At 55.7% G+C, this 24176-nt stretch carries 20 protein-coding genes and 2 tRNA genes; 8 read left to right on the top strand and 14 right to left on the bottom strand.

All coding sequences use genetic code 11. From position 1 onward, the window contains the following. Window positions 1-76: 76 nt before the first annotated feature. The 4 genes from ACOOFN_RS06220 to lspA all read left to right on the top strand — a co-directional run bounded on the left by ACOOFN_RS06220 (window position 77) and on the right by lspA (window position 6376). The gene (locus ACOOFN_RS06220) at window positions 77-1348 is read left to right on the top strand and encodes a TolC family protein (RefSeq protein ID WP_420434759.1); all 1272 of its coding nucleotides are present in this window, start codon (window positions 77-79) and stop codon (window positions 1346-1348) included. Then, a complete protein-coding gene (locus tag ACOOFN_RS06215; protein WP_420434757.1) occupies window positions 1341-2585 on the top strand; it encodes an efflux RND transporter periplasmic adaptor subunit in 1245 nt (414 codons plus the stop codon). The genes ACOOFN_RS06220 and ACOOFN_RS06215 overlap by 8 nt, the downstream gene beginning before the upstream one ends. Beyond that, window positions 2569-5709, top strand: a complete 3141-nt coding sequence (locus ACOOFN_RS06210) for an efflux RND transporter permease subunit (protein WP_420434755.1) — start codon at window positions 2569-2571, stop codon at window positions 5707-5709. The genes ACOOFN_RS06215 and ACOOFN_RS06210 overlap by 17 nt, the downstream gene beginning before the upstream one ends. A 154-nt stretch (window positions 5710-5863) precedes the next feature. Then, a complete protein-coding gene (gene lspA / locus ACOOFN_RS06205) occupies window positions 5864-6376 on the top strand; it encodes a signal peptidase II (RefSeq protein ID WP_420434753.1) in 513 nt (170 codons plus the stop codon). 19 nt (window positions 6377-6395) lie between these two features. Here the strand turns inward: lspA and ACOOFN_RS06200 are convergent, their stop codons facing one another. Continuing rightward, window positions 6396-6842: a MerR family transcriptional regulator gene (locus ACOOFN_RS06200; protein WP_420434751.1), complete on the bottom strand. Its 447-nt coding sequence runs from the start codon at window positions 6840-6842 to the stop codon at window positions 6396-6398. Between the two features lie 64 nt (window positions 6843-6906). Between ACOOFN_RS06200 and ACOOFN_RS06195 the strand changes: the two genes are divergently transcribed. The 3 genes from ACOOFN_RS06195 to ACOOFN_RS06185 all read left to right on the top strand — a co-directional run bounded on the left by ACOOFN_RS06195 (window position 6907) and on the right by ACOOFN_RS06185 (window position 8462). After that, a complete protein-coding gene (locus ACOOFN_RS06195) occupies window positions 6907-7545 on the top strand; it encodes a cation transporter (RefSeq protein ID WP_420434749.1) in 639 nt (212 codons plus the stop codon). Further along, complete coding sequence (locus ACOOFN_RS06190) at window positions 7546-8097, top strand: PEMT/PEM2 family methyltransferase (RefSeq protein ID WP_420434747.1); 552 nt, start codon at window positions 7546-7548, stop codon at window positions 8095-8097. An 80-nt stretch (window positions 8098-8177) separates the two neighbouring features. Then, window positions 8178-8462, top strand: coding sequence for a TMEM165/GDT1 family protein (locus ACOOFN_RS06185; RefSeq protein ID WP_420434745.1), 285 nt, complete (start codon window positions 8178-8180; stop codon window positions 8460-8462). Window positions 8463-8564: 102 nt separating this feature from the next. Here ACOOFN_RS06185 and ACOOFN_RS06180 read toward each other — a convergent pair whose 3' ends face one another. The 9 genes from ACOOFN_RS06180 to ACOOFN_RS06140 all read right to left on the bottom strand — a co-directional run bounded on the left by ACOOFN_RS06180 (window position 8565) and on the right by ACOOFN_RS06140 (window position 16549). Next, window positions 8565-9665 (bottom strand): tyrosine-type recombinase/integrase, encoded by a 1101-nt coding sequence (locus ACOOFN_RS06180; protein ID WP_420434743.1) that lies wholly within the window; start codon window positions 9663-9665, stop codon window positions 8565-8567. Next, window positions 9658-10143 carry a helix-turn-helix domain-containing protein gene (locus tag ACOOFN_RS06175; protein ID WP_420434741.1) on the bottom strand — a complete coding sequence of 162 codons (486 nt, stop codon included), beginning with the start codon at window positions 10141-10143 and terminating at the stop codon, window positions 9658-9660. Before ACOOFN_RS06175 ends, ACOOFN_RS06180 begins: the two co-directional genes overlap by 8 nt. Next, entirely contained in the window at window positions 10144-10350 is a 207-nt protein-coding gene (locus tag ACOOFN_RS06170) for a helix-turn-helix transcriptional regulator (RefSeq protein WP_420434739.1), read from the bottom strand. A 101-nt stretch (window positions 10351-10451) separates the two neighbouring features. Beyond that, on the bottom strand, window positions 10452-11378 hold the full coding sequence (locus ACOOFN_RS06165; protein WP_420434737.1) for a hypothetical protein: 927 nt from the start codon (window positions 11376-11378) through the stop codon (window positions 10452-10454). Next, window positions 11375-12601, bottom strand: a complete 1227-nt coding sequence (locus ACOOFN_RS06160; RefSeq protein WP_420434735.1) for a tyrosine-type recombinase/integrase — start codon at window positions 12599-12601, stop codon at window positions 11375-11377. The genes ACOOFN_RS06165 and ACOOFN_RS06160 overlap by 4 nt, the downstream gene beginning before the upstream one ends. Before the next feature lie 180 nt (window positions 12602-12781). Further along, window positions 12782-12868, bottom strand: a tRNA-Leu gene (locus ACOOFN_RS06155). Between the two features lie 78 nt (window positions 12869-12946). Beyond that, on the bottom strand, window positions 12947-13546 hold the full coding sequence (locus ACOOFN_RS06150; RefSeq protein WP_420434733.1) for a hypothetical protein: 600 nt from the start codon (window positions 13544-13546) through the stop codon (window positions 12947-12949). Between the two features lie 722 nt (window positions 13547-14268). Next, entirely contained in the window at window positions 14269-15921 is a 1653-nt protein-coding gene (locus tag ACOOFN_RS06145; RefSeq protein WP_420434731.1) for a primase-helicase family protein, read from the bottom strand. Next, window positions 15914-16549 (bottom strand): hypothetical protein, encoded by a 636-nt coding sequence (locus ACOOFN_RS06140; protein WP_420434729.1) that lies wholly within the window; start codon window positions 16547-16549, stop codon window positions 15914-15916. Before ACOOFN_RS06140 ends, ACOOFN_RS06145 begins: the two co-directional genes overlap by 8 nt. A 383-nt stretch (window positions 16550-16932) precedes the next feature. Here ACOOFN_RS06140 and ACOOFN_RS06135 point away from each other — a divergent pair, with 383 nt between their 5' ends. Then, entirely contained in the window at window positions 16933-21048 is a 4116-nt protein-coding gene (locus ACOOFN_RS06135; RefSeq protein WP_420434727.1) for an Eco57I restriction-modification methylase domain-containing protein, read from the top strand. A gap of 33 nt (window positions 21049-21081) precedes the next feature. Here ACOOFN_RS06135 and ACOOFN_RS06130 read toward each other — a convergent pair whose 3' ends face one another. The 4 genes from ACOOFN_RS06130 to ACOOFN_RS06115 all read right to left on the bottom strand — a co-directional run bounded on the left by ACOOFN_RS06130 (window position 21082) and on the right by ACOOFN_RS06115 (window position 24011). After that, window positions 21082-22275, bottom strand: coding sequence for a tyrosine-type recombinase/integrase (locus ACOOFN_RS06130; protein WP_420434725.1), 1194 nt, complete (start codon window positions 22273-22275; stop codon window positions 21082-21084). Window positions 22276-22363: 88 nt separating this feature from the next. After that, window positions 22364-22450, bottom strand: a tRNA-Leu gene (locus ACOOFN_RS06125). A gap of 53 nt (window positions 22451-22503) precedes the next feature. Next, window positions 22504-22800, bottom strand: coding sequence for a hypothetical protein (locus ACOOFN_RS06120; RefSeq protein ID WP_420434723.1), 297 nt, complete (start codon window positions 22798-22800; stop codon window positions 22504-22506). Then, complete coding sequence (locus ACOOFN_RS06115) at window positions 22797-24011, bottom strand: hypothetical protein (protein ID WP_420434721.1); 1215 nt, start codon at window positions 24009-24011, stop codon at window positions 22797-22799. The genes ACOOFN_RS06120 and ACOOFN_RS06115 overlap by 4 nt, the downstream gene beginning before the upstream one ends. Window positions 24012-24176: the final 165 nt, after the last annotated feature.

Raw genomic sequence — 24176 nt, 5'->3', positions numbered from 1 at the left:
CTGAAACAACCAATCGGAAATTACACTTATGAGAATAGAAAATGTGACCTGGCCGAGATGGCTGGGCAAAACCACCATGGCTGCTTTGATGCTAGCTACGGTGAGTATGGAAACGGCTGCGGCGCAAGATGCTCAAGCCGCGAGTCATCTAACTCTGTCTGATGCGCTAAATCGAGCTTTGGACAACAACCCAATCACCAATGCGGCAGATGAAGAGATCCGTGCAGTAGAGTCAGAGGCGCGGCAAGCTGGCCTCTGGGATAATCCAACATTCGTAGCCGAAGTAGAAGATTTCGGCGGCGATCGTGAAGGGCTCGGAGACGCAGACACCACACTGTCGATCAATCAAACCGTACCGCTTGGCGGTGATCGAAGCAGAGCGCGTGATGCCGCTAATGCCTGGGCACAAGCCGCTCGTGCAGACCGCGACCTCCAGCGGACGCGACTTCTCGCAGATACGGCTCAAGCCTATGTTGCTGCGCATGCTGCGTCGGAGACGCTCGCAGTCCGTTTGGAGTTGCTGGAACTAGCCAATAACTCGGCGGATGCCATCAATTCACGTGTTGAAGCAGGGCGAGCGTCGCCAATAGAGCGTAGCCGTGCCACCGTTCTCATAGGGCGCGCCACGATCGCGGCCAATGAAGCTGCGAGCACGCAGGTGGAGCAACACGATCGTCTCGCCGCGATCTGGTCCGGTGGAAGATTGGATGCGGATTTTGTTTCGCCTTTGGATGCGTTTGATTTGTCGCGTTTTGAAAACGCTGAACTCGACGTCTGGATCTCTGAGAACCCTGAACTCCAGAAGTTGCACGCAATCACACGAGCGCGCGCGCAGGAAATCCGACAGGAACGCGCTGCGGCTATTCCCGACCTTACAGTTGGTGCGGGCGTACGACGCTTTGGCGGTACCGATGAGACGGCGTTCGTTGCTACGGTTGAAGTTCCGATTCCAGTGCTGAATCGCAATCAAGGTGGTGTGCGGGCGGCCGCGTCGCGTGAGAATGCTGCAAGGCTTGATGAGGAATCGACGCGTCGTGCACTGTTGGCCCAGTTTGCCTCTGCAAGCGGTCGCTTTGAGCGTGCTCGATCTACGCACGAGCAACTGTCTGAGAACATCCTACCCGCATCAGAAAACGCATTGTCTGCAGCGCAGGAAGCCTACCGCGAAGGCGCTCTGGATGTTCTCAATTTCCTAGATATCCAGCGGTCGTACTTCGATGTGCGTGTGGATCTGATCGCCGCGCAATCTGAATTGGCTAGCGCGCTCATCGAACTCGATGCGCTTGCTGGTGCCCCGCAACTAAATCGAATGGTCAACGCAATCCCGGAGGAAGAGCACAATGACTAACTTAAAAATCAAACTTCTTCTGGTGACGGTCAGCTTGCTGACGGTTTCTGCCTGTGGCCAAGATGCAGAAGAACATCAAGAAGCACCATCCAGCTCGATCGCCGAGACTCACGCTGAGCAGGCTCGGGATGATCATGCAGACGACGAACACGGCGATGAGCATGGAGAAAGTGCCGAAGTTCATCTCAGTCAGGACCAAATCGATGAACTTGGGATCGCCATTTCTCCGGTGGCACGTGGTGCCGTGGATGGCGTGATCGAGTTGCCGGCAGAAGTCGGCTTCGACCAAAATCACCTAGCTCACGTATCGCCTCGAGTATCTGGCATTGTGCGTAGTGTCGCAGTGGCTGAGGGTGATCGTGTTGAGGCTGGCGACGTGTTGGCAGTTCTAAACAGCCGCCCGCTCGCTGACGCCAAGGCGTCCTACCTTTCAGCGCGCGCCAGATTGGATCTGGCTGAAAGTTCTTTCGAACGTGAAGAGCGTTTATGGGAACGCCAGATCTCTGCGGAACAGGACTTCCTGGATGCCCGACGGGCGCTTGAGGAGGCTCGAATTGAGGTTCGCAGTGCCGGCCAACAACTCGATGCATTGGGCGTTGATGTGTCATCTCTACCTCGAATGGTGGCATCGTCAGATGAATCGCTTACCCGATACGAGCTGGCAGCCCCGATTTCCGGCACGATTATCGAGCGCCACGCCGTGCTTGGAGAGGTGTTGGAAGAAGGTGCTCAGCCACCTGCGTTCATTGTGGCGGATACTGATTCAGTGTGGGTCGATGCGGCAATCTACGGCGCTGATCTTGGGCGGATTCGCTCAGGTGCACCGGTTTCAATTGACCCTGGTGACGGTGGTCCACCAATAGAGTCAACCATCGACTTCGTGAGCCCTCAAATCGGTGAGAGGACGCGAACTGGTCGTGCTCGAATTGTCATTGAAAATCCAGGAGACCGGTTGCGGCCCGGGATGTTTGTGACGGTGTTTGCGGCGGCTTCTGACGCCCAACCAACGGTACGCGTGCCAGTTACCGCGCTCCAGACAGTGGATGGCGAAACAGTTGTTTTCGTTCGTAGCGCGGATGGTTTTGAGGTCCGTGAAGTGCGCTTAGGGCGGAGGTCGGATCGCTTCGCAGAGATCCTGTCAGGCGTCAGTTTGGGCGAGATGATCGCTACTACCGAGACGTTCTCGTTGAAAGCAGAGTTACAAAAAGGGGAGTTCGACGATGGACACGCGCACTAACTCCTCACAACAAACCGCAGGTTTAGCGGGCTTGCTACATCGCATTGCTGGAGGGCGCCTTCTTGCGGCTCTAGCATTTGCGTTCGTCCTCATCGGCGGAATCGTCACATTTCGGACAATGCCTGTAGACGCGTTTCCGGATGTAACACCCACGCTCGTGCAGGTGTTCACAGAAACTGAAGGTCTCGCTCCGGAAGAAGTCGAGCGATATGTCACGTTTCCTGTGGAAACGTCCATGAACGGGCTGCCTCGGCTTCGCGAGGTGCGGTCGACGTCAAACTTTGGTTTGTCTGTCGTCAACATCTACTTCGAAGATGGCGTTGACATCTATTGGGCGAGGCAGCTCGTTGGTGAACGCCTACAACAAGCCAGAGAAGAAATTCCCGAAGGATTTGGTGATCCCGGAATGGGGCCCATCACCACTGGACTCGGGCAAATTCTGTTCTATTTCCTCCAAACATCGGACGAGAGCCTCGACGGCGTTCAGCTGCGTACGTTGCAGGACTGGCAGGTCAAATTCGACCTTCAAACGGTACGCGGCGTGACGGAAGTGTTGTCACTCGGTGGTTTCGAGCAGCAATATCAAATCAATGTTCGCCCAGACGCTTTGCTTCGCTATCAGCTAGCGATTGAAGACATTGTCGCGGCTGTTGAGGCCAATAACGCAAATGCGGGCGCTCAGTTTCTCATCGAGAACAGCGAGCAATACACCGTGCGTGCAGTTGGGTTGGCCCAAGGAATTCACGACCTCTCCGACATTATCGTGAAGGTCGAGGACGGCGTGCCAGTTCGTGTTCGCGATATCGCGAACATCGAGATTGGGGGCGCCCCGCGGCAAGGCATGGCCACCATGGACGGGGAAGGCGAAGTCGTTGCCGGCCTCGTGCTGAAACTGCTCGGCGCAAACACGAATGAAGTGATCGCGCGCGTTCACGATCGGATGGAACGGATCAATGCGTCTCTCCCGCCCGGCGTGACGGCTGTTCCCTATTATGATCAGTCCGAGTTGGTTGGCGCTGCGGTTCGCACGATGACCACAGCTTTGTGGCAGGGTGCGCTACTCGTAGCTGTGATCCTATTCCTCTTCCTTCGAGGCTGGCGCCCAAGCTTGATCGTTGTGGCTTCGATCCCATTTTCGGTGGGTTTCGCATTGCTCTCGATGCAGTTTTTCGGCGTTTCTGCAAACCTCATGTCCCTAGGCGGTATCGCCATCGCCATTGGGATGATGGTGGATGGCGCGGTCGTCATTGTAGAAAACGCGAACCGCATATTAAACGCGTCAACCGAGGGCGAGGACAAGCGTGCGCTTATCGCGAACGCGTGTGCGGAAGTGCTGCAACCGCTCGTTTTCGCAATCTTGATTGTGGTCGTTGTGTTCGTGCCGATCCTGACGCTTGAGGGCGTCGAAGGAAAAATGTTCCGACCACTGGCGTTTTCGGTCGTCTTCGCTATGGCAGGGTCGTTGGTTTTCGCTGTGCTACTGGCACCTGCGGCGTCGATGCTCGGGTTGAAGATCGGCAACAAGCCGTCAGGTTCTGATGAGCCCGACTTCTACGAAAAGCGATTTGCGCCCCTTGTGCGTTTTTTCGTTCATAAACGGTGGGCGGCGCTCGTACTTGCAATCGCAATGCTCATGGTTGGCGGCGCGATTTTCCCGCGTTTGGGTTCTGAGTTTACGCCACGAATGAATGAAGGCGATTTGCTCGTTCGATTGACAATGGCTCCGTCGATTTCACTGCCGGAAGCTCGGTCAACCGTCACCCGTTTCGAACAACAATTGCTCTCCAACTTCCCCGAAGTTGAGCGCATTGTAACACGTATCGGACGCGGAGAGGTTGGTGCGCATGCTGACCCCGTCAACAGCGCAGAGGCGTTCGTAGCTCTCGCCCCGCGGGATCAGTGGGAAACCGCGAGGACGCAAGAGGCGCTCCTAGCGCTGATGAGTGAGAGCTTCGAAGCGTTCCCTGGTGCCCGGTTCAACTTCACGCAGCCAATCGCTGCGGCAACCGACGAGTTGTTGACCGGAACGAAAGCTGATTTGGCAATTAAGCTGTTTGGAGAGGACATGGCTGTCCTCGAGGATTACGCAGCTCAAATTGCAGGCGTCATTCGCGAGATTTCCGGGTCGGCTGATGTTCAAACCGATCAGGTAACAGGGGCGCCGCAACTCCGGATAACGGTGAACCGAGAAGCGATAAGTCGATATGGCTTGAACGTAGAAGATGTTCTCTCTGTGGTCCGAACCGCTATCGGTGGTTCGCAAGCGGGTCAGGTCTTCGAAGGGGTTCGGCGGTTTGACATCATCGTACGCTATCGCGAGCAAGATCGACTGAATGCCGAACGTATCAGCCGGATTGTTCTGAACGGCCCAGGGGATGAGATAATCCCACTGAGCCAGGTTGCGACCGTTGAGCGGATCGAAGGGCCTCGCCAGGTCACGCGTGAAAATGGCCAACGGTACATCACCATCCAAACCAATGTCCGTGAACGCGATATTGGATCGTTTGTAGCGGAAGGCCAGAATGCCGTTGCTGGAAACATTGAACTTCCGCCAGGGTATTTTGTTGAATGGGGTGGCCAGTTCGAGCTTCAACAACAAGCCAACGCGCGGTTTGCGATCGTGATTCCGGTCACTCTGGGTGTCGTGTTTTTGCTTTTGCTATTCAGCTTTGGTCGATTGAAGAGCGCACTGCTCATCATTGCCAATATTCCACTGGCCCTCGTCGGAGGAATAGCGGCGCTTTGGCTGACGGGGCAAAACCTATCTGTCCCGGCATCGGTTGGCTTCATTGCACTGTTTGGCATCGCTCTCGGCAACGGTATGGTCTTGGTTTCTTTCCTCGACCGGTTTGCCAAAGAGCGTCTGGATGTTGATGCCTTCAGCGTCGAGGCCGCGGTGCGCCGTGCTCAACCCGTCTTGATGACCGCGACAACCACCGGGCTTGGCCTGATGCCGTTGTTGTTTGCATCGGGGATCGGTTCGGAAGTGCAGCGACCACTCGCCGCCGTTGTGATCGGCGGCCTGGTCACCTCGACCGTACTGACCTTGTTGGTGCTGCCAGCTGTCTACAAGTGGTTTGCGCCACATCCACAAAAGCGCGCTTCGGAACACCTGCCTACCTAACCGAAGGCAGGTGAGGATCTGGTGGGGCAACCCTTTGTTCTTGCACCCACCAGATCCGCCGGCAGCCCCGGGCGTCTTGTCCCCCCGGCACAGTCGCTCGGGGCAGTTTGGTCCACTTAATTGCGTTGCGCTCGACTAGAGGGAAAAACGGAAGATGCGAGCAATTCGACACGCCTACATTCAGAGCAAGATGTTTGGCCTTCGCCGGATACGCTCAGTGTACTTAGTTTTTTGGGTGTTCTTAGTCGCGTTCGATTTGATCGTGAAACCCCAAATCGAACGCCTGCTTGTTGATGTTGGCACGTCGGTGTCGCTGGTGCCCGGGTTCAACCTAACGCTCGGCCACAACAGGGGCGTTAGTTTTGGGATATTGGATAGCGATCATTGGATCGCGCCCTATCTTCTTTCGAGTGTAGCAGTCGCTCTTGTCGTAGCAGTTTTGATTTGGACCGCGGAGCAAAAGTCGAAACTTGTTAATGCCGCCGGTATTTTGTTTGCGTCAGGTGGGTTGGCCAATGCTGTCGATCGGCTCGGCGACGGAGCTGTTACAGACTACCTTGATTTTGGATGGCAAGCGTTGCGCTGGCCCACCTTCAATCTGGCCGACGTCTTCATTTTCATAGGGGCGGCATTGTTATTTCTCGGATGGAAGCGGCTCAAAGTTTAAGGTGCCGGGGATACGTTGATCACTTTTTCCCTATCCGTGCCGGGCTGTGATCTGACAAGCATTTCGAATGATCGAACAGGCTGGTGACGATCTCGCAACTGCCAACCTTTCCGCCTGCACATCCCTCGATCATACGTTTGAGCTCATGCTCAAGAACGCGTAGCTGCTCGATGCGTTTTTGCGTCTCGACAAGATGATGACGAGCCAGCTCGTCAGCCCTTGTGCAATCTGTACCAGGGTTCTCCTGCAGGTCGATCAAGTCACGTATCGCCTCGACGGTAAAACCAAGGTCGCGGGCATGCCGGATAAATCCAAGCAGATCCACTGACGCTTGATCGTAGACCCGGCGGCCGCTTTCTATCCGCCTCGGTTCTGGCATCAAACCAACGCTCTCGTAATAGCGGATCGTTGTCACTTTGACGCCGGAGGTTTTTGCCGCTTTGCCGATACTGAATTCTTTTGTCATTTTCTTCTTGCTTCTACAGTCACTGTAGAAATTAGACTCCATGTCAAAGGTAGGAGTCAAGAAAATGAGTTGTTGCTCAAGCGACCAAAAATTCGACGGCACATCAGTTGCGTATCGTCGCGCCCTATGGGCCGTCATTCTCATCAATCTGGTGATGTTCGCCGTCGAGATCACAGCCGGGTTCGCCTCCGGCTCACAGGCTCTTAAGGCCGACGCCCTCGACTTCGCCGGTGACACCATGACCTACACCATCAGCCTGCTGGTGATCGGTTCGAGCCTGGCGTTACGTGCTCGGGCCGCGCTCTTTAAAGGCGGCCTGCTAATCGTGATCGCGGTCTCGGTGCTCGGTATGACGCTGATGCGGGCCCTGTCCGGCGAGCCTCCCGTCGCGGAAACCATGGGCATTGTTGGCTTCGCAGCGCTCCTTGCTAACGCGGCTAGCGTCCTCATCCTCCTCAGATGGAGGGATGGTGATGCGAATGTGCGCTCGGTTTGGCTGTGCTCTCGCAATGACGCCGTCGGCAATGTCGGTGTGATGATCGCTGGTGGGCTTGTAGCCCTAACCGGATCGGCTTGGCCCGATCTTGTTCTGGCTTTCGCATTGGCCGCGCTCTTCACTCGCTCTGCATGGTTGATCTGCACTCAGGCCCTCGCTGAGCTGCGTAGCCACAATCACCCCATCGCTGAAGCCGGAGACGCCTAAATGTCACCTCTACTGACAATCGTCGTGGGGTATGTCCTCATCAACGCCGTGCTCGCCGTTCCGTTCACGCTGCAAGCCCGTGCAGATTTTCGACGCCTCGGGAAATGGTCTCGACCAACGGCGGTCTTCTCGGGGGTCATCATGCATGGGCATTTCCTCGCAACAATCGCGCTCGCATGGCTCGACCGTGGCAGCTTGTTCGAACCGAATCTGATCTCGCTTGCACTGGGCGGCGCACTCTTTCTGGGCGGCGCGTTCGTCATCTTTCTCGGCCGCTATGCCTATGGTTCGCAGGAGCGCGTTTATGGTCTCCTCGAAGATGAGCTGATCCAACACGGGATCTATCAACGCACCCGCAATCCTCAGTATGTGGGTTATGGAGCCATGTTCGTCGGCAGTGCGGTGGCCGCCGGATCAACTTTCGCTCTTCTGTCGGCGACCTCGTTCTTGGTGATCATCCATGTGTTCATCACCTGGGTCGAAGAACCACATATGAAACGAACCTTTGGAGAGACGTTCGAGCGATATGCCGACGCTGTGCGGAGATACTGATAGCAGCACCCGGCGCGTCCAGATCGGTTCTCGGTGTCGATTCACGCTAGTCAGGGCAAATTTTTCGAAGGAGTTATCTGGTGGATCTCAAATCGTTTGCGCTCATTTTTGGTAGCGTTTTCATCGCAGAGCTGGGCGACAAGACGCAGCTTGCGACTGTGCTGTTTGCATCGGACAACAAGACCGCACCCGCTCTTGTGTTTCTCGCCGCAGCGGCCGCGCTTGTTGCAAGCACCGCCCTGGCCGTCGGGGCCGGGGTTCTGGCAGAGCGTTATTTGCAGATGCTACCGCTCAAGCTTATCGCCGGTGCCGGATTTATCATGATCGGTCTGTGGACCGTTTGGGATCATTTTCAGACGAGCTAGGGCAGCGCCGTCTCCGACGATTTCAGCGACAGGATCAGCGCGCAATCAGGTTGGTCTGTTCGATCGCGCTGACTTGTGATTCGTTACACGGATGCCGACCCATCATGATCCGTTTCTGAGGTGGTCGAGCACCCTGTCGATCGTAGCCCGGTCCGGCGTTCCGGGTGCGCCGGAGCTTGACCCGCAGCTGAGGCGGTTCAAGATTTCGGCTTGACGATGGCCCGACACGCTCCCGTAACTCGTGAAGGTCGTCAGCACCTGTTCATGGCCTAGATTCTGGCTCCACGCCTTGAAGTCTTCGGGCGAGGAGCAGATCTGTTCGCCGTAACGAGCCAGCGTTTTCCGGAAGGAATGCGGGTTGAAGTACGGAAGCCCCGCGGCTTCGAATGCCTCTTTGAAAATGCGCCGGATCGGATCCGCGTTTGCCCAGCCTTTGCTGTCGAGGCCGATCGGCGCGAAGCGCTTGTTCGCATCTTGCCCGACCTCGGTCGCTGGGAAGAGCGGCGCGTCGAGACTGAACAATTGGTCGGTCTTCAAATATTCGATCCACTCTACGACGATCTGCTCGATGTCCTCGCCTACCGGAAAAAACCATGAGGTGAATGTCTTGCGGTTTTTCGTGCGAACAGTGCGGGCATCCTGAATAACCTTGCGGCCTTTGACGTCCACATCACGCAGCGATAGTGACGCGATAGCATCATCCCGCGCGCCGGTAAGAATTGCGAAGGCGATCAAGGCACGATTGCGTTTCTCGATCGGTGTGATGTCAGCCATGGATTCGAGCACGTGCCGGATCTGTGAGAGCTCCGGCGCCGGGCGTTCGCGCTTTGCCGATGCAATTCGCGCGTCATGAGCCGATGGGTTGAAGTAGTCGCAATCCGCGTAAGTGATCTTGGAGCGGTATCCGGGCTGACCGGCTAGCCATTGAAAGAATGCTTTCAGGGCCATCAGCCGTGATGTGATTGTTGCCTTGGCAAGAGGTTTGCCAGTTTTGGCATTTGCCGCCTGATGAAGGCCACGTTTGAAACGGCGCGCCTGCTCGATGTGGAAGGATGAAAAAGCTTTATAGCCGGTCGAATCTTCGAACAGTGCGAGGGCGGCTGCGACTTGGTCGATACTGCTTTCGGCCATGCGTTTCGCCTCTGCCAGGTAGATCAGGTATTGGCGTTTTACGCGTTCGTTCTCGGGATGATGTTTACGCATGGGTAGCGACTTTCCTGGGGAGGTGATCATTTAGACTGGGATGCCGGTCCTCGGATATGTGTCCGTCAGCTTCGGTGTCGCGAACGGTCACAATCTCCCTCAGAGCAGCCAAGTCGTTCTGCGAGATGCGCTTGAACATGGTCGTGGTGCACGCCTCGCAGAGAGCCGTGATCATGCCCCCACCGCCCTCGGAGGGCTTGAATTCAACCTCGCCGAAAGAGGGCGCTCGCGGCCGGCGACAGCGGAAGCAAAAACACTCATCGACGCGGCATCGCTGTTTCGGTTTCGCGCGGCTCCGCAGGAAGTCGATTAGGTCTTCGCCCAGGATTAAAGCCGGTTTGCGATCCGTCAGAGCGGTCAACCCGCCTTTCATCCAGCGCCGCACGGTGCCCTTGGCCAGACCGAGGGCGCGAGCGGCTTCATCGACGGTGTAGCTCCGGTGTTTTTTCACCGAACGCCAGTTGATCTTGCGGGCCATTTAGTTCGGCCCGTGGTCGATCAGCGCGCGGATGTCTTCCACGCGCCAGACGGTGATGCGGGAGCCGAGCTTGATGGGCTGCGGAAAGCGGCCATCCTTAACGCCAGCCCACCACGTCGATTTGCTGACGGGGATCGGGCCTTTGGGGCCAAGAATATCGCGAAGGCGAAGATAGCCGGTCGCAGGCAGTCCGTTGATGTCTTCCATGAGATGACCTCGTTCGTTTGAATGTGAGGTCGTTTTAGAAAGACTTTCAGCCACTTAGGCCGAGTTCGGTTTCGGCTAAACCGAATTCGGTTTGGTGCGGCTTATTCGGTTTCGGGTGGCGGTGCGTATTCGGCGGCTTCCCGCAGATACTTCCGGATCGTGTCGTCGCTGACGGCAATCCCCAGCGTGTCGAAGTCTTGAAGCATTGCACTGGCGGTCGTTGTTCGCGTCGCGTACGGGTCATGCTTGTAATTCGCGATCGCCATCCCAAGCACGATTTTGAGAAGCGTGGATCGTTCGCGCGCACCCAAACCATCATCGGTGGCCTGGCTTGGCTGGCTGGGCGAGCTCGCTTCCAATCGCTCGATTTTCGCTTCCAGCGCCGCGATCAGCTCGGCACGTTGATCGGCAATCGACTTCCAGTCCGCCACCTGTATTCCGTGGCCCTCGATAGCGCTGGCAAGTTCGTCCGGGATCGGCAAGCGGTTGCGCTTTGCCCACGCGAGGAAGAATCCCGGGAGGTTCTCGTAGGCTAGTTGCTGCATTTTCGCGGCGCGCCGGGCCAGGTCCCGCAATTCCGTGAATCGATGCCCGATGGTCGGAGGTGGGCGATGTTTTTTCACGGCTTCAGAGTTCAGTCCCTTGGGGTCTCGCTCCAGCAAAAGCGCGACCCCTTCGTCGAGGGTCCAATATGCGGCCTTCGCAAAATGGTCGTAGACGGCGTCGGTGGCGATGCGGGAATTGAGCGGATGTGCCGCTTCGCGTTGCGCAGCTTTCAAGCCTTGTAGCTCGGTCCAGCGGGTCTCCAGTTGCACATCATCAAGCGCAACAATTTCATCATGGTAGGCTCGGGCCTCGGCTTCCCGGTTCTCATCCGTGCTTTCGCCCTCGGCCGCCAAAAACAGGCCTTCAGGACGATATTTCTGGAAACCCGCGACACAATACTCGGGGTGTTTTTCACCGAACAGGTCCCACTGGCGGTCAATTTTTCGCTGTTCCGCCGTCTTCTGATGGATCGGGCGTTTCAATCCGCATTCTCCTCGTCGCAATCAGGAGCGTCCTGTTTTGCAGTACGAAGGTGATGGATTTCGTTCGCCCACCAATCGGTCATCTTCGACCGTTCATCCCAATACGCAGCCCTGTGGTAGGCCCGGCGGACCTCATCTGATCCGACATGACCTAACTCCGCCTCCACCGCATCGGGGTGCCACTTTCCGCTTTCGTTCAGCAGGCTGGACGCTGTGGCACGAAAACCGTGCGCGGTGGCTTCGCCTTTACCAAACCCAAGCCGCCGGAGGGCCATATTCATCGTGTTCTCGCTCATTGGGCGATGAAAGCGGCTGGATGACGGGAAGACAAGCTCGCCGGATCCATTGAGCCTCTTAAGCTCAACCAGAATGTCCACCGCGGCATCAGAAAGTGGTTTGCGATGCTCGCGCCGCATCTTTGCCCGTTCCGCCGGGATGATCCAGGTCTTGGCATCCAGGTCGAACTCTGACCAGTGAGCGCTTCGTAGCTCGCCTGGGCGCGGGTAGAGCAAAGCCATTAGCTGGAGGGCTGACCGGGTCGCAAAGGACCCTTCGTACAGCCAGATCGCACGAAATAGAGAAGCCGCCTTTTTCCGGTCGGTCGCGGCTGCGCGGTGAGTAACTGTCGGCGTGGTCAGTGCGCCTTTGATGGCCTGGGTCGGATCGTGGGTTGCCTTCGCTGACGCGATCGCAAATCGCACTACTTGGCCGATAACCGAGCGAAGCCGTCGGGCGGTCTCCAGCTTGCCCTCTGATTCCAGTTTTCGGAGCGGCACCAGAACATCCGACGCGGAAATGTCAGCGATTGGGACCGCGCCGAGGTCCTTGTTCGCCAGATCCACCATCCAGCGGATTTTCTTCATCGTGGCGTCGGCACGGCCTTCCTTCTCAACCTTGGTAATGTAGTCCTTGGCAATAGCGCCGAACGTGTTTTCCCGGCTTGCGCGGCGCGCCAGTTTTTCAGCTTTTGCGTGGACAGACGGGTCGACCCCAGCGGCGAGCAGCGTTTTCGCTTCATCCCGTCTTTGGCGGGACAGTGCCAATGATACTGCCGGATAGGCGCCAAGGGCGAGCGTCTTCTGTTTGCCGTCGAACCGATACGCCAGCCGCCAGAGCTTCCCGCCGCTCGGGGATACGAACAGATAGAGCCCACCCCCGTCGCTGCGCTTGTACGGTTTATCAGCGGGCTTGAATGACCGGATTGTGATGTCGGTGAGCGGCACGTGGCGAAGAATTGTTGGCGTGGTTCGATTTTCGAAAGTACCAACAAAAATACCAACAAATTTACTGGATGCAACAAGACAGCGGCGGACGACCTCGGACAGCGCCTCGCCGTATTCGCTGATAAATCAACGAATTTCGCCGTTGCGTTGGACGATATCGGATCTGGTAAATCGGGAGAATGGTGCCCAGGAGAAGACTCGAACTTCCACTTCCTTTCGGAAACCAGCACCTGAAGCTGGCGCGTCTACCAATTCCGCCACCTGGGCAGGTAACAGGGCGCGTGGTTCTCGCCTCTCAAACTCTCGATTTGTTCGATAAGTGTACCAATTTGTGTACCAGCCCCGTCAAGTAGGAACGGCATTGTTTCTCGGCAGCAGAATTCTCGCATTTATCGCATCGAGCACATCCTGCGCTTTTCTTAGACGCGCTTTTATTTGCTTCTCGGGAAGGTGGCCTTTTGGTTCAAAAATTACAGGCACTCTGACAACGCTTTCGTTGTCATCAATCAAGAGCTTGATATGCGCGGAGGTTACGTCTCTGCTTGTGGTTCGATTTGCGCTCAATCCACCGATGATGGCGCCGGAACCGCCAGCGATAGCCGCTCCAGCAACGGCACCGACTAGCTGGTCTGCTCGATTCATTTTCGAAACCGTTTCTCCATCCACAACCAGCTCAACCGACATCAGCTTGGCAGCTTCGATTACTCGCAGACTGTTTCGTTTTGCGACCGCTACCCGTTTCCCGTCTACAGCGATTGCTGAAGCCTCCCAGCCGGTCCGCCCATTTTTGCGCTGGAATACACCGATGAATTTCGTCGCGTTCGTGCAATTGAATTCTGAAGACGATTCTAATTGTTCAGTGAGTGCGGCGCCTAACTCATGAAATTTTGCCTTACGCGCTTCAGCGTCTTTGGCGTTTTGCTTGTTGGCCCAAATAACAAACAAGATCAGGGCTATGATACCCGCTACTATAAATGCCCATGCCAATTTAGTCCCCGCTAAGTCGCTTATTAATGTACGTATCAACAAAACGTCGATATTACAAACGCTTGGGTGTCACCATAAAGTTACGCAAATTTTGGGGATGCGGGCGCACTCAGCTGAAACAGGTGCCGAGGCTATTATCAGAATTACCTACAATTTCACCGAGGAGGCAGTGGTAACGGATGCCTTGGCCGATTTCGGATTGGCCAAGCGTTGTAAGAACGGATCTTCCGTGCATGCCGCCATGTTCGATCTTCAGTATCGAGCGAACTGGAAAAGTGAAACCTTTGCTCGAGCCATGTGGCGACAACCTGCCATGGCTCTTTGCCCTCCAGCCACGCTTCGATACTGAAGACTGGGTAAAAGGTTCGATTTCCACGATAGTGTTTCGATGGTGCTGGGGCGGGGCCTTTATTGCGAATGCGCCAGTTCGCGAGCACCTGTATGGAAATACCAAGCAGTTGCGATAATTCGGCACTCGAAAGCGCATCCCACGGAACCAGTTTCATTTCAGCCAGTCGGCACTGTGCGGTAGCAAAATCGATCGCCGACTCAGCACTCAACTCACTCAACCCCTGTTACTCAAATTGAGAATTGATTGTACAATATAATATTGAGTTACAAAGGGTTGAGTGAGTTGAGAGTTGATAGGCGTTAGTCACGCTACCGCCACTTTTGCCGAACTACAGCGTTGGCTTCTCGACGTGTGCGCGAACGTCTTCCGCAGACGCGACCAACCAATGCTCGCGATTACGAATTATCCAAAAGCGTGGGCGACTACCGGATGAAAGCTCCACCTGCCGCAATTTTTCTACTTTCAGCTGCTTTAGGGCATTCCGAAATGCGCGATCGGTTGTTCTGCCGCATCGGTTTCTGACTGCCAACTCCATCTCCTCAAGCCGGACCAAGTCACGGTCGAATGGATACGCCCGTTCCTCGATAAGTTCTTCGAGAACGCGTTCGATTGGCGGTCGAGATTCCTGGATGAGCGCTTCTTTCGCTGCTGTCATCCGGGCAGGCGCATTGGGATCGAAATTCCCTACGTCACGATCCATCAAGAACCCAAGAAACGCAGAGCATTGCTCAATTCCTTCTGACCAGAAGCGATCAAAGTAGTCGGCTGGAGGACGGCTGAATTCCGAACGAACTACGACAAAACGCCGGTCATCTGTAGGAATCGGGATAGGATCCGCAAAATTTGAAAAGGCCATCCAAATACGAGGTGTCTTAGCGTCGTATCGAGGCTGGTTCTTTTCTTCAACCGTCACGAATTCTTCGGTAATCCACCGCTTCATGTCGTTGTAGTTTTGAAGACGGTCTCCGCTCATCAGCTCATCTAGGATTGCCAAGCGTTTGTTTCCCCAGTTGGCAGTCCACCGAGTGCCAAGGTCGCTGGGTCCGATCTCCACGCTATTCGTTGGACCGCAGATACGCTTGACGATCTCTGCCAGCGAACCTTTTCCTGACCCCTGGGGCCCCTGGAACAACCAGCAATGGCGTATCTTCGCGGCGGGGGATTGCACGTGAAAAGCCAGCATATCGAGAAAGGCGCTCGCATCATTCGCGTTCGGAATAATCCTCTCGATGTGTTCCAGAATGATGTCACAGTTCCCTTCACTTGAGGTTATGCCATCGTCAATCCATGAATTGATCGCCCAACCATGTCCTAGCTTGATCAGCTTTTCAGTGTTGCCCGGGCGCCATTCTTCACGCTCGACTTTTCCGGTGGCCCGGCTATTCAACAGGCTCGATGCCGCTCCGCTTTTTGTGAGATCATTGAACCGCGCATCAAAAGCAGCGCTGAAGTAGCTAACGCCGGTTTTCAGCGAGAAGAAGCGTCTCGTTTGAACATCGACAACAAATTCCGACTGCAATTTCGCTTCCTCGATTTCGCTTTTCCCGAAACTCATCGGTGATTGAATCCGGATACGCGCTGGGCAGTTTTCGCAGGCTGCCGCGCCAAGCTCGTCCTTAATGAATGCGCATGTCGGCGGACGCATGTTTTCTGATGCCTCACGAAGCTTTTCCGCCGTCTCTCCGAAGTCATAGCGGATGTCTTGCTTGGAGATGTCGTGGGCTATCTGTTCACCATTTTTGCAAACGGCAGCCACTCTGAGCAATGCAAGCCACTCATCATAGGCAAGCCTATCTGACGCCGAGGCTTCTTTGAGCCATCCGCAGCCCGCCTTGATGGCATTGAAAGAAGCGTTCTTGCCCCCTTGCCATGAGCTGACTTCATAGCTGGGGCTCGCGATATCTGATACTTGAGTCTGGACCGTTGGCTCGATCAGTTTCGCGGCGTTTTCTAGTTCCGAGATTGAATAGGCTTTAGTCATGGATAAGCTCCACTGGCTTTGCGGGTTCAGTCTTGTGATTGAACGTTCCTGGCATTCGCGTGACCCTTGCGAGGTCGGGGGTTGAATCAAAGTCCCAGCCACGGCTTCGTCGCGCGTTCTTTCGCAGGGCGACATGAAAAGCGCGGACCTGCCTTGCGTACTCGGCCCGTGCCGGTTCTGACTCGAGAAAAACGGGCTCCGGATGAAGCCAGTCAAGATAAAGCCCATTTCCTGAATGCCGGATCTGAGAAGGGCGCGGGATTTCTTCTGTTTGAAGCCAGTCGATTACGTGTCCGTACGATTCTGGCAGCGCTGTCTTCGAATGAACGTCGGATTTCAAATCAGCATCGAAGAAGACGCCTGGAGACTCGACTACTGTATCGCTCCCGCCGCGTCTGCTTGGCCCCAGAGGGTTTTTTTGGATGCACCAAGAATGATAGATATCCGACCGGCTTGCTTCGTGAAGCATGAAATCACAAAGTCTGTTGAGATCGCCGATGGAAAACCATTCAATCTGATTGGATTGTCGGGTCCAAGTCGAAATGAAACCGTCGCTAGCGGCTCGACCATACAGCCTCTCAAGATATTCCAGCGCAATGCACTGATCGGGGGAAGTGTCTTTCGGCATTTACTGCTCCGTTTGCGTTTACGGAGCCGTACTTAATGAGCCAAAGCTATTTTCAAAGAAAATAAAGTCTCGTTCACCCTTAACGAAACTGTATTTCGATTTCATTCAGGGTGAACGATGCCTCTGTTTACGGTGAACGTCGCTGTGTCCAACAAAAAAACGCAGCGGAATGAGCGGCGCTGGTGAATGGAATCAATGGTTTCGTCAAAGAACGTCGTCTCATGTCAAGCATGCCAACTTTTCCGACCAAAGCAGAGAGTGCAATCGTACCATCATCCTTGAACGAGGTGCCGAACTAGGGCCTGCTCGACGGAATGGCTTGAACACTTGTTAGGATTGGGGACTCAACCTTCTCTAATCCAAGAGTCTGGGGAGACAGATTGTTGACCGGTAGCATGACACACCAAGGCAGCCTTTTTACCTCTGACTTTCTGACCGAGAGCATCCAACAATCCCAAGACTGGAAAGACACCGAGGATGATGAGGTCGAACGATTCGCTGCCGCTCTTTATAAAATCACTGACGCTTTTCCTTTAAATCATTCCCCCAATGAGAGCCAAACCGAAGATGATCTAATTTGGCCAATCCTCCAAGCGCTCGGCTGGACACAATCCCTTCGCCAGCAGAACCTATCGCCGCGCGGCCGCGAAGATGTGCCCGATGGTTTGCTCTTTGAGAGCGCCGAGACGAAGACCAAGGCGAACGGCTTTCCCGAAGAGTGGAAGCGCTACGAGTTTGGTCGCGCCGTGGTCGAATCCAAAAGATGGGCACGTCCTCTTGATCGCCGCTCCGGGCGGCGCGGGGAAGAAACTGCTCCGTCAACCCAGATGCTTCGCTACTTGCGCCGCATCGACGATATCACCAATGGTGCGCTGCGTTGGGGTATCCTGACCAACGGCTCGAAGTGGCGACTGTATTTCTCAGGTGCGCGATCGGTATCCGAGCAGTTCTTCGAGCTCGACATCGCCGCAATCCTGGACCTGCCAGTGCATAATGACGGGCTTTTCGCGCTCAATGAGGCCGATTGCCGACACTGGCTGAAGATCTTCTACCTTGTGTTCCGGCGCGAGGCATTCGTGCCTGTGGGCGCTGATCCGCGCACCTTCCATGAAAGAGCCTTTGAAGAAGGGAAGTTCTACGAAGAGCGCGTTGCTGAAGACCTCTCGAACAAGGTGTTTGGGGAGGTGTTCCCCGACCTGGTGCGCGCCATCGTCAAGGCCGCCCCCGAGGCCGATCTTCAGGAGGTGCGCGAAGCCGCGCTGATCCTGCTCTACCGCCTTTTGTTCATCCTCTACGCCGAAGACCGCGACCTCTTACCGGTAAAGGATCCCCGCTATGACGATTACGGGCTGCGCAACAAGGTGCGCCTCGATGTCCAAGAGCGCAAAGACAAGAACGACGTCTTCTCGGAGACCGCCGCGCGCTATTGGGGCGCAATGGCCGATCTCTTCATTGCGATCGATCAGGGAGACGCTTCTATCGGCTTGCCGCCCTACAATGGCGGGCTTTTCGACCAGGAGCGTCATGCGATCCTGATCAATATCCGCATCCCCGATGCGGTCATGGCGCGCGTGATCGACGCGCTGTCCTTCGAAGTGACGCCTGAGGGTCGCAAATACATCAACTACCGCAACCTTTCAGTGCAGCAGCTCGGTTCGATCTATGAGCGGCTTCTCGAATACGAGGTGACGCGCGACGGCGATGACATCACCGTCCAGCCCAACATCTTCGCGCGCAAGGGATCGGGCAGCTATTATACGCCTGACGATTTGGTTCAGCTCATCCTCACAGAGACCCTTGAGCCACTTGTCGAAGAGCGCAAACGCACCTTCAGGGAAAAGATCACAGAGCTGGGGCAGGGGGATTTGCCGGATCATCGCAAGATCGGGCAGCTTAAGCGCCTCGATCCCGCAACCGCGCTTCTTGACCTGAAAGTCTGCGACCCAGCCATGGGGTCCGGCCATTTCCTTGTGAGCCTCGTTGACTTCATGGCCGACCAGGTGATCGCCGCCATGGCCGAGGCCGAGCTCGATGCGCCTGAGGAATGGGGTGATTATATCTCGCCGCTTGGCGAAAGGATCGACACGATCCGCAACACTATCCTTTCCAATGCCGACGAACGGGATTGGACGATCGACGAGGAACAGCTAGACGACCGGCACATCATCCGCCGCATGGTGCTCAAGCGCTGCATCTATGGTGTGGACAAGAACCCGATGGCGGTAGAGCTCGCCAAAGTGGCGCTGTGGCTGCACACCTTCACCGTGGGCGCGCCGCTGTCTTTCCTTGATCACCATCTTCGCTGTGGCGATAGCCTCTTCGGTTCCTGGGTAAAGCAGGGCATCGACAAGGCAGCAACTTACGGCACGCCGCTCTTGCTGCACGAACCGATGAAGCGCGCCCTACGGGCAGCGTCCAAGATGCAGATCGTTGAAGGGCTGACCGACGCCGAGATTGCTGAGGCGCACCGATCGGCAGACGTATTCGCCGAGGTTGAGGATATGACCGCGCCTCTCGATGCGCTGCTAAAGCTGATTCATGCGATCGAATGGCTCGATATTAAGGGGAAGGAAAAGAAGCTGGCGATGCAGGCCTTCTTCGATGGCGAGTTTGGCGATCCGCTCGACATCGTACTGGGCAAATGCGATCTTAAACGGCCTAAGGCAAAGACTTCAGATGAAACGATGAAGGGCAGCATGAGCGCTGCCGAGAAATTTGACCTGTTCTCAGAAATTTTCTCTGAGGCTCAGCTTTTGATTGGAGAGGAAAGCTTCCTCAACTGGCAAGTGGCTTTCCCTGGCATCTGGTCGGATTGGGAAGAGGATGGCCTGACTGGTGGCTTCCACGCTGTGATAGGCAACCCGCCATGGGATCGCATGAAGCTTCAACAGATCGAGTGGTTTGCAAAGCGCCGCCCCGAGATAGCGATGGCAGCGCGCAAGGCTGATCGAGAAAAGATGGTCGGCGCCCTGATAAAAGCTGATGACCCCTTAGCCCAAGAATATGCCAAGGCGTCCGAGCGCGCCGAAGCCAGTGCCCGTATGGCACGGAAATCTGGCGATTACCCCCTGCTGTCAGGGGGGGATATCAACCTCTATTCTCTTTTCGTCGAACGCTCGCACACCCTAGCTGCGCGGGACGGATTGATAGGGTTACTGGTACCAATTGGGATTGGCACAGACAAAACGAGTTCAAAATATATCTCTCATGTAGCCAATACCGAGAGGCTGAAAGCTTTCATATCTTTTGAAAATAAGAAGCGCTGGTTGTTCAAAGATGTCCATTCAGAAGATCAACCGACGATTATTATAGCCTCGAATACAAATAAACGGTTCCCCGAAATCCAATACGCAGTGAAATTACATACTCTTCCAACCAAGGAAAACAACCATATCGCGATACTCGATGCCGCAGCTCTGTTGGCGATTAATCCAAACACAGGCACGTTTCCAATTTTCCGGTCGCCTACAGATGCCCGCATTGTTGCGGCGGCATACGCACAAACGCCAGTTTTTGTCAGAAAAACCGACGAAGGTGATGTATGCGATTGGGCCGCCCGCTATTATTCAATGTTCCATATGACTAATGACAGCGGGCTGTTTCGAACGAAAAGAGAATTGATCGAATTGGAGGCCGCTTGGCCGGCTAAACACGGAAGATACGATTCAGCAAAGGGCGTTTGGCTGCCACTTTATGAGGGCAAGACCATTCAAATTTATAATCACCGATACGCGTCAATCACAACACCTGTAGGGTCAGTGAGCGGACAAGGACGAAGCCTCTATTCGTCGCAAGAAGAGCTATCGTCACCAGACTTCTTACCGGAGCCGCGATGGTGGGTGAACTCCAAGGAAGTTAGTGGGATTGACCGGGGTTACTCGATTGGCTTCAACGATGTTTGCAACACGAACAATGAGCGGTCGTTGATTGCTGCAATGGTACCCCGCGTCGCAGCTGGGAATACGCTTCCTTTACTTGATGGTTTGGGCGCGCCGGATGCGAGTATTCTGCTCGGGAACCTAAACTCGATTCCCTGTGATTATTTCGCGCGCAACAAAATTCAGAGCCGCCATCTGAACAAGTACATCCTTGAACAACTACCCGTCATACCGCCAGAACGTTTCGAGCATTTCCATTTTGGCACCAAAACCGCCGCCGCTGTCGTGCAGGAGGCCGTTCTCGAGCTCACCTATACCGCTCGTGACATGGAGCCGTTTGCGCGGGATATGAGCTATGTGGATGAGGCTGGAATCGTGAAGCCTCCATTCACCTGGGATGAAAGCCGCCGCTTGGTCCTGCGCGCAAAACTCGATGCAGTATTTTTCTACCTCTACGGTATCACCGACCGCGACATCGTCCGCTACATCTACTCGACTTTCCCAATCCTCGAGAGGGAAGAAAGGACAGCGCACGGCGGCGATTATCGCTCTTGCGAGCTATGCCTCGCCTTTTTGAACGCGCTTGCAGCCGGAAAGCCTGATGCGGAAATCAAACTGTAGCTGCTATAGGTCTATTGGGTGCAATAAATTCGCTCAGTCACTCACAGTCTTAGCGTTGCAATCTTCATATTGCTGAATTGAAACCTCGCCCAACCTTGGCAGCGTTGCGTTTACAGCCTCCATTAGTTCTTCAATATCATACGTGTGTGCACCGTAGTGATCGGTCATCGACACTCGTTGATGCCCGATTAGTACGCGTTGGATTTCTGGCCTAACGCGCGCGCGCCGCATTGCTTCAACGAAGGTGTGCCGAAATGAATAAGCAGTAAGCGCCGGGCTCTTAGGTACCCCCGCCGCTCGAATCGCTTTGTTCAGGCGTGCAGACAACAATTCGGTCTTGCTGCAAGACGCTGGGAACAACCATCCGTCATCGGAGGCGGACGCAGCGGTTGCCGCAGCGTCTACGGCAGCTCCACAAAGGGGGACCGTGCGTTCGCTCGATGTTGTCTTCAGCTGTCGTCGCGAGTTTGGTCGAAGGACCAGCGTCGGTGTTTTGGAAAGTAGATCGACGTCATTGACGGTAAGCCCGCCGATCTCGAGCGGACGACATCCAGTGTCCTTCAACAGCTTTATGATGAGTGCAGTCGGACTGTCGTCTTTGGCTTGATGGACCCAGCTAGCAATCAGATCGAGTTGAGATTTATGGAAAGGCAAGCGTTTCAGCGGGTTCTGATCCCCAACTTTCTGACGGGCGAATGGATTTCGGAAGGGGAGATCGAACATATCGATCGCGTTGTTGAAGATCGCTTTAGCCGAGCCAATGCGGCGACGTACAGTTTGGGCGCTTTGTCCGCGTTCGTGTCGAAGCGAGCGAATCCAATCTCTTACAGCCGCTCGGTCTATATCTGACAACGGGCGGTCGCCGATGTGTGCGACAAGTTGGTCAAACGCAGTCCGCTCTGCTTTCCCAACGCGCTGGGTGTCCTTTTGTCGAACATAGCAATCGAATGCCTCACTTAGCGTCAAAAGCTCACCTTCGCTGTGTGTCGAAGCTCGCTTTGGCGCTAGTTTCGCCGGGATACCCTGCTCGAGTTTGATGAGGATCTTATCCGTTTGATCGACAAGATCGATTATACGGCTCGTAGCTTCCTTCTCCTGGCCGACTCTCAAGCCAAGCGATATTTTCCATTCTCGCTGCCCGGCGAGCCTATGAAGCTCATTTGGAATCCGTCGCCGGAAATAGAGGCGGCCAGAACGCGTGCAGAGATACGAAATTTTGAGTGCCAATATTGCCCCCGTGTACCAGTTGTGTACCGAGAGCAGTTCAGAGCTTTAATAATTCATCTTGGAAAACCGTTACTTAGGTTCCAAGGAATGGTGCCCAGGAGAAGACTCGAACTTCCACTTCCTTTCGGAAACCAGCACCTGAAGCTGGCGCGTCTACCAATTCCGCCACCTGGGCAGGTAACAGGGCGCGGGATTTACGAAGCTCGCGCGTCCGTGTCAATTGACCTGTCAGCGTTTCTTGCCGGAGACTTTGTCGACAATGTTGCGTGCATCTTCGGCACCCCGCCGCACATGCACCAGATCGCCCGGTTCGGACCAGGCCGGGCGCAAGGAATCCGAGGCCAGGATGACAGCTGAATAATCGCCCATCTGATCGAGCGCTGCCCGGTTGAACAGGCGCTGCGAGGCGACATCCCCGTCGAACAGCGCCGGTGGCGCGTCGTCGTGCAACGCATCATGCGCTGTGGGGCTGGCGGGCTTCGGCACGGCCTCCGCATTCCGCTTGCGATGACGATAGCGTCTCATTCACTTCCCCCTTTGCCGGGCCCGGTCAGCGCCTCGATCGGCGCCTTCCGCTTGACCCATTTGAACCCTTCGCGCTTGGTAATCACGGCCGTATCGACCGGCCCGCCAACGCCTTCCGGCCCCAGCGACATGCGCATCTTAACAGATGTCAGGTGTACGAGCGACTCGGCCAGCCACGCCATCTCGTCGGGCGGCATGCCCTGCAGGGTCGAGGCGAAAGGCCCCAGATGCATGTCCTGGATGTAGTCGCGCAGATAATCCAGGAAGACGCGGATGAAGCCGTCCGACATGACGGAGTTTTCCGCTGCCAGCTTCGAGCGCTCCTGCTCGCTCTTGGCGAACTGGTTGATCAGCCGGTCGCCATTGGCGCGGATCAGGTCGCGAAACACGGTCAGCGAATAATCCAGGAAGGATGGATCCACGCCGTGCACCATGGAGATCATCACATTGCGGACCGCGAACGGCAGCACATCGGCGGGATGATCAACCGTGATCTGGCTGTCCGATCGCGGAGACACTGCCAGCCGGCCGGCGATAACCCCGTCGGTCTCCAGATTGATCAGCGCCGGGAAGGTCTCGCTGTCGCCGAAACCGGCGATCACGATCCCCGAACGTGCCACGGTCTCGATGTCAGCCACCGCCAGCCGGTGTAATAGCCGAGGCAATTGCTGGCGGATATCGGAATTCATCCGGTCGCCAATGCGCGAATGCAGCAGTGAATCATAGCGCTCCAGGAGGTCCGGAAAGCTCTTCAGAAACTCGTTCTCGGTGAGATCGCCGAGCGCCGGATGCACGGTGCGCGCCTCGACATCGCTGATCAGCGGTTCCAGCGAACGGTTGACCAGCGCGCTCGCCTCGATGGCCCGCAGAAAGGACGCTGTCTTGGTGAAAACGGCGAGTTCGCTGTCGCGCAGCGAAAAGTTCTCGAACTGCCCTGCAAAGGCGAAGAAGGCCTCGCCCCAGCCCTCGACGGTTGCATGTGCTTCGTCGCCATGCTTCTCGCGGAATTCCTTGATGATGACTTCCCACGGCACCCGCATGAACTCGGCATTGCCGTAGATCATCACCCCGACCGGATGGCTGCGCGACAATTCGAACAGCTTGTCGACACTGTCATAGGTCTTGATGCTCATGCCGGAGCCGAACGTGGCCTTGGAATCCGCCGCCAGCGCCACGGCCTGCTTGTTCAGCAAGGCGACCTCTGCCGTCATCCCCTCATCCACCCCCGGTTACGCCATTTACGGTCTTGTTTAATTGAAAGCCTAGCCCCGCCAGGCTGGCAAGAGGAGTCGGTTCGCGTCGAAAGCGAATGTGTAACGCAGTGCCGCATGGACAGGCGGGCCGATTTCTGGTCTATGCGGGCACGAATTCACCCT

The sequence above is a fragment of the Hyphobacterium sp. genome (genome assembly GCF_965217055.1).
Classification (GTDB): Bacteria; Pseudomonadota; Alphaproteobacteria; order Caulobacterales; family Maricaulaceae; genus Hyphobacterium.
Note: the sequence above shows the minus strand (reverse complement) of the source record. Positions and strands in the feature narration are given on the sequence as shown.